We start from the raw sequence: 12373 nt of genomic DNA on the forward strand, positions 1-12373 counted from the left end.
GGGGTCAAGCCCGGCCATGACGACGAGGGGTGTGGACGGCACTGGGTCAAGCCCGCGGATGACGAGTTGAAAATCCGGTCCCACTAAACTCAGGCAGATTCTACACCGACTTGACGCTGCCCAGGAAAGTCTCGACGTGCTTGCCCAGGCTGGCGCCCGATTCGGCCAGGACGTCGGCGACCTTGTTCATGGATTCGGCGATATCGCCGGTCTCGGACGCCGCCCTCGACACCTCGCCGATATTGCGGGTGACATGGTGGTTGCCGTCGGCGGCTTCCTGAACGTTGCGGACGATTTCCTGGGTGGCGGCGTTTTGCTCCTCGACCGCAGCCGCGATCGACGAGACCACCTCGTCGACCTGGCCAATGGCCGAGCCGACCGTCTTGATGGCATCGACGGCGCCCTGGGTCGAGGTCTGGATCTCGCCGATCTGCATGGCGATCTCGTTGGTGGCCTGCGCCGTCTGGTTGGCCAGGGCCTTGACCTCGTTGGCGACGACCGCGAAGCCCTTGCCCGCCTCGCCGGCCCGGGCCGCCTCGATGGTCGCGTTCAGGGCCAAGAGATTGGTGCGTGACGCGATGTCGTTGATCAGCTTGACGATCTCGCCGATCTTGCCGGCCGAGGCGCTGAGCCCTTCGATGGTCTGGTCGGCGGCGGACACGCCATCGACCGCGTCGCGGGTGATGCGGGTGGAATCCTGGACGCGCCGGCTGATTTCCATGGTCGAGGCCCCCAGTTCCTCGGCGGCGCTGGCCACCGTCTGGATGTTGGCCGACGCCTGTTCCGCCGCCGCGGCGACGGCGGCACTGCGCTGGCTGGTCTGGCTGGCCGCGTCATGCAGGCTGTTCGATGTGGCGTGGACGTTCTGCACGGTGATATCGACCTTGGCGATGACGCGGCGGATCATCACGTCGAAATCGGCGGTCAGCAGCTCTCGGGTGCGGCCGCGGGCCAGTTCGCGTTCCTGGTCGGCGCGGGCCTGGGCTTCCATCTGGCGGCCCAGGATCAACTGCTCCTTGAAATGGCTGACCGCACGGGCCATCAGGCCGATTTCATCCTTGCGGGTGGTCGACGGCACGGCGACATCAAGGTGGTCGGCGGCCAGTTCCTCCATCACCCCGGTCATCTCGCCCAGCGGGCGCACCACCGACCGGGTCACCAGGGCGCCGACGATGGCGCCTACCAGGATCGACAGCACCCCCAGCCCCATGACGAAGCCCATGGCGTCGCTGGCGCCCTTGACGTTGGCGGTCGAGGTGGCCGACAGGTCGGCGGCGGCCTTGTCGACCTTGGTGGTGATCATCGTGCCGCCTTGGGTGGCGGCGTCCTGGATGCGGCCGGCGACCGCGTCGAACGCCTCCATCATGGCGTTGCCGGCTTTCGGTCCGCCGGCGACATAGGCTTCGGCCATCTTCAGGCCGGTCGCGTAATAGGGCTCGAAATCGACACCCATCTGGTCGAGCAGGCGGCTCATCTCGGGCATGCCGGCGGCGCTGGCCACCTTCTTGGCCTCGACCAGGCGGCTGCGGAAGGTGTCGGCGTGGGCGGCGGCCTGCTTGAGGCCGTCATCCAGGCCATCCTGGCCGCGGGTGGCCGAGATGTCTTGCAGGAATTGCTGGACCTGCACCACTTCCAGGCGCAGCGAACGCAAATGCCCCAGCAGCACGATGTCGGTCTTGGTGAAGGATTCCACCGCCTGCAGATTCTCGACGATTCCTTCCTGCAGATCGACGATGGCATGGCGGGTGACCAGCAGCGACACCACGAACGAGGCGAAAATCGCCGCCAGCATTCCGAACAGCTTGAACTTCAGCGACATGCGCCCCCCACCGGTTTGGCCCGGCCCGCGAAGAATTTCGCTCGGCCTGCGCCGTCTACCCAAACCCTACCAAGAGCATAAGGGCTTTCGAGTGGGGAAGGCCATTGATTTATCAATAACTTAGTGTCTGCTAATAAAAGATGAGTCTGATCTTGGTGGGCCGGCCCTTCAGGCCTGCGGCAAGAAATGGCCCCGCCGCACATCGCCTCACGGACCAACCAACGGCAGATGGCGCATTCACCCTTTGCCTTCGCCGCAAACCGTGCAACATGCTGTTTACGTTAAGGGTTTCATGGATTCGGACATGGTCCATCACACAGACGATAGCCTCGGCCCACGGGCAAACTCTTCAAGAGGAACCCCTGTCGACGAGGATGGCGCGCCGCGGGTCTCGCTGAAGTTCAATCAGCTTTCGCACGGGCCGTCGCCCTGGCTGCTGATCTTCAGGATTCATTCCAGAACCCACAAGGTCTGCTGGCTGGGCCCCATGTATCTCCTGCCCGTGATCGGCTATTTGATCTATTTGGGCTATGGCGAAAATGCCGCGATGGTCGTCGGCCTGGTTTGGATCGCCTGGTCCTTTTTGTCGGCCCCGCTGATCGGACTGGCTATCCGCAATTGGGGCGACCGGTTCCTTGGCTGCGACTTTTCGCGCAACATCAACCCCACCAAAATGGAACGCCGCATCGCCGAAATCGGCATGTTGGTGCCGATCCTTTCCGGTCTTGCCTATATTGGCATGGCCCTCATTGCCAATGGCTTCCACGAGATCCTGGCAAGTCTTGGCAGCGGTTTGGCCGTTGCGGTTTTCCTGACCTTTTTTGGCGCCTTCATTCTTCCCTTCCTGATCATCGTCGGCACCGGCTTCAAACTGCGCCCGGTTATTGACGACGTCGATCGCAGTGAAGAGGTCAGCGTCATGCTACAGGGCAGCAATAGCTGACGAGCCACACCCCAGCGACATCCGGCGACGCTGCCGCGGCGACATCACGCCACCAAGCGCTCGGCCAGGACCGAGGCGATCCGCATCTTGCCCGACCCCTGCCTTCCGAGGGCGGCGGTCGTTTCCCCCTTTGCCTTCCCGCCCGGCTTGCGCTATATGAACCCTTCGCCGTTCGCGGCCTTGCGCAGCCGTAGCTCAGCTGGATAGAGCGCTGCCCTCCGAAGGCAGAGGTCGTAGGTTCGAATCCTACCGGTTGCGCCAATCTCTCTCTTTCCACGCCGCCAATATCCGCTAAGGCGTCGATGCCAGCGGGACGGTGACGCTTACCCGCGTTCCCTGGCCCGGCTCCGAGAACAGGCTCAGTCGTCCGCCCTGCATCTCGGCAAAACTGCGACATAACGGCAGGCCCAGTCCGGTGCCCTCCAAGGCGGGGGAGCCGTGCTCGATCTGGACGAAGGGGCGCATCGCCGCTTCCGCTTCGGCTGCGGTCATGCCTTGGCCGGTGTCGCTGACGCTGATTTCGGCGAAGCCGCCGCTGGCGGTGGCCGCCAGGGTGATGGTGCCGCCGCGCGGGGTGAACTTGACGGCGTTGGTCATCAGGTTCAGCAGGATCTGCTTGGTGGTGCGGCGGTCGGCCCACAGGCCGGGCAGGTCGTCGGGCATCCGGTTGACCAGGGTGATGCCCTTCCGGGCCGCCTGAAGCTCCAGCATGGTCAGGGCTTCGGGCGCCACCTCCTGGACAAGGAAGGATTCGGGATAAAGATGGTATTCGCCGGCCTCGATCTTCGACAGGTCCAGAATCTCGTTGATCAGGCTAAGGAGATAGGTGCCGCTGCTGCAGATATCGTGGGCATATTCCACGTATCGCGCCGGCGTGATCGGCCCGAACACCTCCGAGCGGATCAGGTCGGAAAAGCCGATGATGGCGTTGAGCGGCGTGCGAAGTTCATGGCTCATGGAGGCCATGAATTTCGATTTGAACTGGTTGGCGTGGTCGGCGCGGTCACGCTCGACCCGCAATTCCGCCGTCCGTTCCTCGACGGCGGTGCGCAGCAAGCGATTGATGCGCGTTTCCGAGTGAAGCACCGCCAGTCCCATGGCGAAGGTCAAGACCAGCACCAGGCCACTAAGACCCAGGGTGCGGGTCAAGGTGCCGGACAGGGTGTTCTGAAGGGCGGCGGAATTCCGGTCGGACAAGGTCGTGTAGTAATCGGCGAACTCGACGATGGTGTTTTGCAGGTCGAGCTGTTGGGTTCGGGCTTCGCGCATCGCGGACAGGAATGCCTCGCTGCCGGGGTTCTCGACGGCCAATTCCATGGCGTGGTCGACGATCGGGCGCATCGTCATGATCGCCTTGCCCATGCGGGCAAAGAAGGTCTGCTCCACCTCGTTCAGCCCCATCTGTTCCAATTCCAGGCGGGCTTCGATCATATGGCGGGCATGCTCGTTGAACTTCTGGCGTTCCTCGTCGCGTTCGAAATAGTCGTCGATCGTGGCGACGTAGGACAGCATGTAGGTGCGGTAATACACGATTTCACGCATCGCCGCCGCCAGCTTGGCCTTTTCGCGCAGGACGATGTTCTGGTCATAGGCCGCCTTCGATACGTCCAGATAGGACGAGACCAGATAGACCAAGGTGGCGATGCAGGCGAAAATCGTCGCCAGCCCCCCGAACAGGACGACGTTCGACCGCAGCCGCGACGCGGGTCGTGCGCCCATGGATGCTTGCCACCGGGTCACCGTGATCGCCCCCCAAATTGCGTCCCCGATCCGACAAGGGGTAGTGAAACACGGTTGCTGTTTCGATCCTAGACGGGATATGCCTGATTATACCAACGGTCGAAACCATCGACCGTTGGGCGGCTACACGTCCAGATTGGCCACCTTCAGCGCGTTCGACTGGATGAATTCGCGGCGCGGCTCGACGACGTCGCCCATCAGGGTCGAGAACACCTCCTCGGCGTCGTCGGCGTGGGCCACCTTGACCTGCAGCAGCGAGCGGGCCTCGGGGTCCAGCGTGGTTTCCCACAGCTGGTCGGGGTTCATCTCGCCCAGGCCCTTATAGCGCTGGAAGGCGATGCCCTTCTTGCCCAAATCCATCACCGCGCCGACCAGGGCGACCGGGCCGTCGATGCGGGTCTCCTTGTCCTTGGCGACCAGGGTGGCGGCGCCCTGATAGGTCTCGATCAGGGTGGCGGCGATCTCGTCCAGGCGCCGGGCCTCTTGCGAGCGCACGATGGCGGCGTCCACCGCGTGGGTCTCGGTGACGCCGCGCAGGGTGCGGCTGAACAGCCAACCGTCGCCTTCCACCCATTGGGCGGCCCAGCCGCGTTCCAGGTGGCTTTCCAGCGCGTTCAGGCGGGCGGCGATGGCGGTGCCCATGGCCTCGCCGCTGGCGCGGTCGGTCAGCAAGCCGCTCTTGAAGGCGCCGGCGATGGCGGCCTGCTCGACCACCTTCATCGGCAGGCGCCGGGTCAGCGGGGTGATCAAGGTGCGCACGGTGCGGGCCTGCTCGGTCAGACGCTTGAGGTCGGCTCCGCCCAACTGGGCCCCCGACGACAGGTTCAGCACCGCGTCGGCCAGGCCGCCGTCGATCAGATATTCCTCGAGCGCGCGCTCGTTCTTCAGATAGACCTCGGACTGGCCGCGCTTGGCGCGGTAAAGCGGCGGCTGGGCGATGTACAGATAGCCCTTCTCGATGATCTCGGGCATCTGGCGATAGAAGAAGGTCAAGAGCAGGGTGCGGATGTGGCTGCCATCGACGTCGGCGTCGGTCATGATGATGATCTTGTGATAGCGCGCCTTGGCGATGTTGAAATCGTCGCGGCCGATGCCGGTGCCAAGTGCGGCGATCAGCGTGCCGATTTCCGCCGACGACAGCATCTTGTCGAAGCGGGCGCGCTCGACATTCAAGATCTTGCCCTTCAAGGGCAAGATGGCCTGGTTGGCGCGGTTGCGCCCCTGCTTGGCCGAACCACCGGCCGAGTCACCCTCGACGATGAACAATTCCGACAGCGCCGGGTCGCGTTCCTGGCAATCGGCCAGCTTGCCGGGCAGGGTGGCGATGTCCAGCACGCCCTTCCTGCGCGTCAATTCGCGGGCCTTGCGGGCGGCCTCGCGGGCGGCCGCCGCCTCGACCGCCTTGCCCACCACCTTGCGGGCCTCTTGCGGGTGTTCCTCGAACCATTCCGCCAGCTTCTCCGACACCAGCGATTCGACGATCGGGCGCACCTCGGACGAGACCAGCTTTTCCTTGGCCTGGCTCGAGAACTTGGGGTCGGGCATCTTGACCGACAGCACGCAGGTCAGGCCCTCGCGCATGTCGTCGCCCGACAGCGCGATCTTTTCCTTCTTGGCGATGCCCGATTCGTTGGCATAGGCGTTGATGGTGCGGGTCAGCGCGGCGCGGAAGCCGGCCAGATGGGTGCCGCCGTCACGCTGGGGCACGTTGTTGGTGAAGCACAGGCAGGTCTCGTGGTAGCTGTCGGTCCATTCCATCGACAGCTCGATGCGCACGGTTTCCTTTTCGGCGGTGACCAGGATGGGGGCGTGCAGCGCCTCCTTCGAGCGGTCCAGCCACTGGACGAAGGCCTGGACGCCGCCATCGTAATGCAGCTCCACCTCGTGCGGCTCGGCGTGGCGGTGGTCCTTCAGGGTCAGGGTGGCGCGCCAGTTCAGGAAGGCCAGCTCGCGCAGGCGGTGTTCCACCGTGGCGAAGTCGAATTCGGTGAACGAGAAGGTGCCCTTGGACGGCAGGAACAGGACCTGGGTGCCGGTGCGGTCGCCGCAATCGCCGACCACCGCCAGCGGCGCCTCGGGCTCGCCCAGGCGGAAGCGCATGAAATGTTCCTTGCCGTGGCGCCAGATGCGCAGCTCCAGCCATTCCGACAGGGCGTTGACCACCGAGATGCCGACGCCGTGCAGGCCCGACGAGATGCGGTTGGAATTCTGGTCGAACTTGCCGCCGGCATGCAGCTTGGTCAGCGCCACCTCGGCCGCCGAGATGCCTTCCTCGGCGTGGATGGCCACCGGGATGCCGCGGCCATTGTCGGTGACCCGCACCGAGCCGTCGGCATTCAGGATCACTTCGCAGGAATCGCCATAGCCGTTCATGATCTCGTCGATGGCGTTGTCGACCGCCTCGTAGATCATGCGATGCAGGCCCGAGCCGTCGTCGGTGTCGCCGATATACATGCCGGGACGCTTGCGCACCGCTTCCAGGCCGCGCAGGACCTTGATGGAATCGGCGCCGTACTCTTCTTCGGCGATGGCGGTCACGGGTTCGGTCATCGAAATTGATCCTCTGCTCACTCATCATGGGCGACGGAGGACTCCGCCACCTTGAAGAACTGCGCCCGTTCGCCGAAGCCGGCGAACAGATGGGCGTCGGTGCCGGTCAGCCAGCTTTGCGCCGACAGCCCGGCCAATTGGTCGAACAAGGCGTTGCGGCGCTCCTCGTCCAGATGCGCCGCCACCTCGTCCAACAACATCAGCGGCGCGATGCCGCTGACGGCCGTCTTGACCCGGGCCTGGGCCAGGACGATGGACACCAGGACCGCCTTCTGCTCGCCGGTCGAGCATTGCCCCGCCGGCATGTCCTTGGCGGCGTGCCACACCCCGACATCGGTGCGGTGCGGCCCGAAGGTCGCCGCCCCCGCCGCCCCGTCACGCGCGCGCGCGCGTAAGAGAGCGGCCCGGACCATGTCCTCGGCCTGGGCCATGTCGGCCCCGGCCAGCATCTCCTCGACCTCGCCGGCCAGCGTCAGGCGCGCCGCCGGAAACGGCCCGCTTTGACCGCCGGCCTCGGCGTTCAGCCGTTCGGCCGCCCGGACCCGGGCTGAAGCCATCGCCACCCCGTGGCGGGCCATGCCGTCCTCCAGCATCGCCAGCCAAGCCCCGTCGGCTCCGCCCCCCTTCAAAAGCCGCGTGCGTTCCCGCATCGCATGCTCGTAGGCGGCGGCATGGGCGCCGTGCTCGGCTTCCTGGCCCAGCGTCAGCCGGTCGAGGAAGCGGCGCCGTCCGCCGGCACCTTCGATCAGCAACCGGTCCATCGCCGGCGTCAGCCACAGGGCCGAGGTCAACAGCCCCAATTGCTGGGCCTTGGCGACGCGGCCGCCGATCTTGACCACCCGGCGTTCGGTGCCGGGCTGGCGGCCGGTGCCGATCTCGACCTGGCCGTCCGGCCCATCCAGAACCGCCGCCACGCCCCAGCCGTCGACGGCGGCGCCCTTGCGCGTGACCTCGGCCAGGGTGGCGCGGCGCAATCCGCGTCCCGGCGTCAGGAATGACAGCGCTTCCAGAAGGTTGGTCTTGCCCGCCCCGTTGGGGCCGGTCAGCACCACCGGACGCGCATCGGCGTCCAGGCGCAGGAAGCGGTAACAACGGAAATCGGTCAGCGTCAGACGGCGAACCGCCAGATGCTGCGACCGCAGGCTGGTATCCTCGCGCTCCGTGATCACACCCGCATCGGCATCAGCACATAGACGGCGCTGCCATCGGCGGAATCCTTGACCACCGTCGGGCTGGCGGCGTCGGCCATCGAGAAGCGGGCGCCGTCTCCCTCGACCTGGGACAAGATGTCCAGCAGGTAGCGGGAGTTGAAGCCGATTTCCAACGGCGCGGCGTCGTAATTGGCCTCGATTTCCTCGGTGGCGTTGCCGTTCTCGGGGCTGGAGGCCGACAGGGTGACGGTGCCCTTTTCCAGGGCCAGCTTGATGGCGCGGCTTTTCTCGGTCGAAATGGCCGAGACGCGGTCGACTGCCTGGGCGAAGCTTTTCACATCGACGTCCAGGGTCTTGTCATTGCCCTCGGGGATGACCCGCTCGTAATCGGGGAAGGTGCCGTCGATCAGCTTGCTGGTCAGCACCGCATCACCGAAGGCGAAGCGGATCTTGGTTTCCGACAGCGACACGGTGATTTCGCACTCGGTCTCGTCGATCAGCTTGCGAATCTCGTTGACGGTCTTCCTGGGCACGATGATGCCCGGCATGCCCGCCGCGCCGTCGGGACGGGTGATTTCCACCCGGGCCAGGCGATGGCCGTCGGTGGCGGCGGCGCGCAACACCTCGCCAGCCGGCGAGGTCGCGGCATGCAGGTAGATGCCGTTCAGGTAATAGCGGGTTTCCTCGGTCGAGATGGCGAAGCGCGTGCGGTCGATCAGCGTCTTCAGCTCGGCGGCCGACAGGGCGAAGGCGTGGGGCAGCTCGCCGCCCGACAGCACCGGGAAATCCTCGACCGGCAGGCAGGACAGCGAGAATTTCGACCGCCCCGAGCGCAGCGACAGCAGGCCGTCCTCGGAATGGTACTCGATCTCGACCTGGCTGCCGTCGGGCAGCTTGCGCACGATCTCGTAGAAGGTGTGGGCCGGGGCGGTGGTGGCGCCCGGCCGGCTGACGTCGGCCGGCACCGTCTCGACGATGTCGAGATCCATGTCGGTGGCGTTCAAGGACAGCGAGCCGGGACGGCCCTCAAGCTTGACGTTGGACAGGATCGGGATGGTGTTGCGGCGTTCGACGACACTCTGGACGTGAGCCAGGGACTTCAACAGCTGGGAGCGCTCGATGGTCAGCTTCATGGCGTTCTGGATGGATCCGTTGATGCCTTGTGGTCCCGCTGGCAGGCAGGGTCGCGCAGTATATCACAGCAAGGCTAACCGCAAAGCGGATTCAAGGGCTTGGTCAGACCGGTGGAAAGTGAAGCCAAGGCCCGGCTCCAATCGCCGTCGGCGGCTTGGCGGTACACGCGGCAGGCGGGAAACCACGGTGATCTTTCGCCGGTCACGAGCCAACGAAATTCCGGCGGCCGCGGCACCAGCACCTCGACCGGTCGACCCAGCGAGGCGGCCAGATGGACATTGGTGTTGCTGACCGCCACCTGGCGCTCCAGCAGCGACAGCAAGGCGGTCATCGCCTCCAGGTCGTCATTGGCGTCGGAACAATCCAGAACCTCGCGGCCCAGGGCGGCGGCGAAGGCGTCGATCTCGCCCTGGCCGGGGCCGCGCTGCAGCACGACGATGCGGGCGTCGATGCCCCGCAGGGCGGCTGCCAGCAGGCCGGGCGCGATATCCTTGGACAGTTTGTTGAAGCCGGCGATGCCGGCCCGCCAGGTCACCCCGACATAGGGCGGCGGGCCGAAGGCGGCCAGGCGGGCGCGGGCCTGTTCGACCCGCTCCGGCAGCGGCTTCAGGGTGATGGGCGGCAGCGGCCCGGGCTCGGCCAGCAGCCACGGCAGGTCGCCGGCCCAGATGCCGATATTGGCGGTGATCTTGCTGGTTCCGTCGGCGGTGCGGGCCAGGAACGGCAGACGGGCGGCGATCGGGGCCAGCTTCGGCCCCGGCACATAGGTCAGGTTGGCGCCGCGCGCGGCGAGGCGTTCGACGAAGCGCATCAGGAACAATTCGTCGCCCAGACCCTGCTCGCGGACCACCAGCACGTCATAGCCGTCCAGCCGCTCGGGCAGCGGCCGCACCGGAATGCCCGGACGGCCCAGGGCGGTGTGGCGATAGCGGTAATGGTCCCAGCCTTCGGCCAGGCGTCCCAGCGCCAGCAGCATCATCGCCAGCGATCCGCGCGCCCGGTGGTTGCCGGGATTGCGCTTCAGGCACTCGGCCCAGGCCGCCTCGGCCTCGTCATAGCGCTCCAGGGCGTACAGCGCCTGGGCCAGCGAGTTCAGGCTTTTGTCGGTATTGGCGTCGGGAACGGACAGCGCCTTCCTCAGCAACGGCACCGCCTCGGCCGAGCGGCCCAGCAAGTGCAGGCAGGTGCCCTCGATGGCAGTGGCGCCGACGGTGCGGGCCTGGTCCAGCGCTTCCTCGGTGCGGCCGGCTTCCATCAAGATCGAGGCCAGCAGGTGGCCCAGGCCGGGATGGCTGGGCGCCAGCTCCAGCGCCTTGCGCAGGGGGGCAACCGCCTCGTCGGGCAATTGCACGGCGGCCAGGGCTTGGCCCAGGAAGCGCCAGACATCGGCGGAAGGGGCCAGGCGGGCCAGCCGCTTCAAGGGCGCCACCGCCTCGCCGGGGCGGCGATCGGACAGCATGATGGCGGCCAAGAGGTGCAGGGCGTTGGGATCGTCGGGGGCCTGGGCCAGCAGGGCGCGGCATTCGCCTTCGGCCTCGGCCAACCGGCCCTGGTCCTTCAGGGCGATGGCGGCGGCCAGGCGGTCGGATTGGTGCGCCTGCCCGGTCAAATCGGCGGTCAGGGCCGCCAACGCCGGGCGCCAGGTGCCCCCGGCCTCCTGGCGGTACAGCCGGATGCCGGGAAACCACGGCGATTCCTCGCCCTGATCCATCCAGCGAAATTCCGGCGGATGCGGCAGCAGCAGGCTGGCCGGCTTGCCCAGCAGGGCGGCAAGGTGAATGTTGGTGTTGCTGACCGCGACCTGGCGATCCAGCAGGGACAGCGCCGCCAGCATGTCTTCCAGATCGTCATTGGCGTCGGACAGGTCCAGCACCGGCCGGCCCAGGGCGGCGGCGAAGCGATCGATCTCGCCCTCGTGGGGGGCGCGCTGCAGCACCACGATGTCGGCCTCGACCGGGGCCAGGGCGGTGGCCAGCCCCTCGGCCGACAGCGCCTTGGACAGCCGGCCGACCAACTGGAGGCCGGCCCGCCAGGTCACCCCGATCAGCGGCCGGGTCGAAAAGGCGGCCAGCCGGGCCTGCATGGCCTCGACCCGATCCGGCAGGGGCGCCAGGGTCAGAGAGGGCAGGGGGGAATCGGCATCCAACAGCCACGGCAGGTCGCCCAGCCACACATGGTGGTCGGCCTTGGGACGCTCGTCGGGGCCGACCGTTCCGGCCAGCACCGTCAGCCGGCCGGCCAGGGCGGCCAGCTTGGGCGACGGCCGGTACAGCACGCGGGCGCCGCGGGCGGCCAGGGGGGCGGCGAAGCGCAGAAAGAACAATTCGTCGCCCAGGCCCTGCTCGGTTTCCACCAGGATCGTCTGGCCGTTCAAACGCTTGGGCAGGTGGCGTGCGGGCGGGTGCGGGCGGGCCGAGACGTGGCGGCGGCGATAGAACGACCAGCCGTCGGCGAACATCCCGCGTGACAGCCGGATCAGCCCCAGAGCGGCGGCGGCGACATTCATGCCCGGTTCCAGTTCCAGGCACCGGGTCAGCGCCGCTTCCGCCTCGTCGGCCCGGCCCAGGCTCCACAACAGGATTCCGAAATGACCGAAGGCCTGAGCCCGTTCGGGATGGCTGTCGATCAGGCGGCGATAGGTCGCCTCGGCCGCGTCGTGGCGGCCTTCGGCGACCGCCACCAGGGCCAGCACCGTCTCGGCGGCATAAAGCTCGCCGCCGGCCGCGTCGATGGCCGCCTGCGCGGTGGCCTTGGCGTCGGCCAGTCGGCTGCAATCATGGAGCGCCATGGCCAGTTTGGCGCGATTGTCGGGACTGGCCTCGATGGCGGCGGCGGCCTGGCGGCAGCACAGGACCGAACCCAACCGGCCCAGCCGGGCATGGGCTTCGGCCATCAGGTCCAACAGGTCGGTACGGGTAGGCGTGGCGGCGAAGGCCTGGCCCAGCAGGGACAGCGCGCGATCGGCCTCGCCGTCCAGGATCAGGCCGGCGGCGCGCACCAAGATGTCCTGGTCATCGCCCCCGGCCATCGGTTGCC

Annotated in this window: 7 protein-coding genes and 1 tRNA gene; 2 read left to right on the plus strand and 6 right to left on the minus strand. The window is 66.8% G+C overall.

Annotated elements, in window-relative coordinates; genetic code table 11:
• Window positions 1–100: 100 nt before the first annotated feature.
• Window positions 101–1819, minus strand: coding sequence for a methyl-accepting chemotaxis protein (locus MTBLM5_RS06100; RefSeq protein WP_173974885.1), 1719 nt, complete (start codon window positions 1817–1819; stop codon window positions 101–103).
• 292 nt (window positions 1820–2111) lie between these two features.
• Here MTBLM5_RS06100 and MTBLM5_RS06105 point away from each other — a divergent pair, with 292 nt between their 5' ends.
• Window positions 2112–2762, plus strand: coding sequence for a hypothetical protein (locus MTBLM5_RS06105; protein ID WP_173974886.1), 651 nt, complete (start codon window positions 2112–2114; stop codon window positions 2760–2762).
• A gap of 184 nt (window positions 2763–2946) precedes the next feature.
• Window positions 2947–3023, plus strand: a tRNA-Arg gene (locus MTBLM5_RS06110).
• A gap of 30 nt (window positions 3024–3053) precedes the next feature.
• Here MTBLM5_RS06110 and MTBLM5_RS06115 read toward each other — a convergent pair.
• The 5 genes from MTBLM5_RS06115 to MTBLM5_RS06135 form a co-directional block, all read right to left on the minus strand.
• Window positions 3054–4481, minus strand: coding sequence for a HAMP domain-containing sensor histidine kinase (locus MTBLM5_RS06115; protein ID WP_173974887.1), 1428 nt, complete (start codon window positions 4479–4481; stop codon window positions 3054–3056).
• Between the two features lie 144 nt (window positions 4482–4625).
• The gene (gene gyrB, locus MTBLM5_RS06120; protein ID WP_173974888.1) at window positions 4626–7052 is read right to left on the minus strand and encodes a DNA topoisomerase (ATP-hydrolyzing) subunit B; all 2427 of its coding nucleotides are present in this window, start codon (window positions 7050–7052) and stop codon (window positions 4626–4628) included.
• 17 nt (window positions 7053–7069) lie between these two features.
• Window positions 7070–8221 carry a DNA replication/repair protein RecF gene (recF, locus tag MTBLM5_RS06125; protein WP_173974889.1) on the minus strand — a complete coding sequence of 384 codons (1152 nt, stop codon included), beginning with the start codon at window positions 8219–8221 and terminating at the stop codon, window positions 7070–7072.
• On the minus strand, window positions 8218–9336 hold the full coding sequence (gene dnaN / locus MTBLM5_RS06130) for a DNA polymerase III subunit beta (protein ID WP_173974890.1): 1119 nt from the start codon (window positions 9334–9336) through the stop codon (window positions 8218–8220). The genes recF and dnaN overlap by 4 nt, the downstream gene beginning before the upstream one ends.
• Before the next feature lie 74 nt (window positions 9337–9410).
• On the minus strand, window positions 9411–12365 hold the full coding sequence (locus MTBLM5_RS06135) for a tetratricopeptide repeat protein (RefSeq protein ID WP_173974891.1): 2955 nt from the start codon (window positions 12363–12365) through the stop codon (window positions 9411–9413).
• Window positions 12366–12373 lie beyond the last annotated feature (8 nt).

This window comes from Magnetospirillum sp. LM-5 (assembly GCF_902729445.1).
In the GTDB taxonomy this organism is placed as follows: domain Bacteria; phylum Pseudomonadota; class Alphaproteobacteria; order Rhodospirillales; family Magnetospirillaceae; genus Magnetospirillum.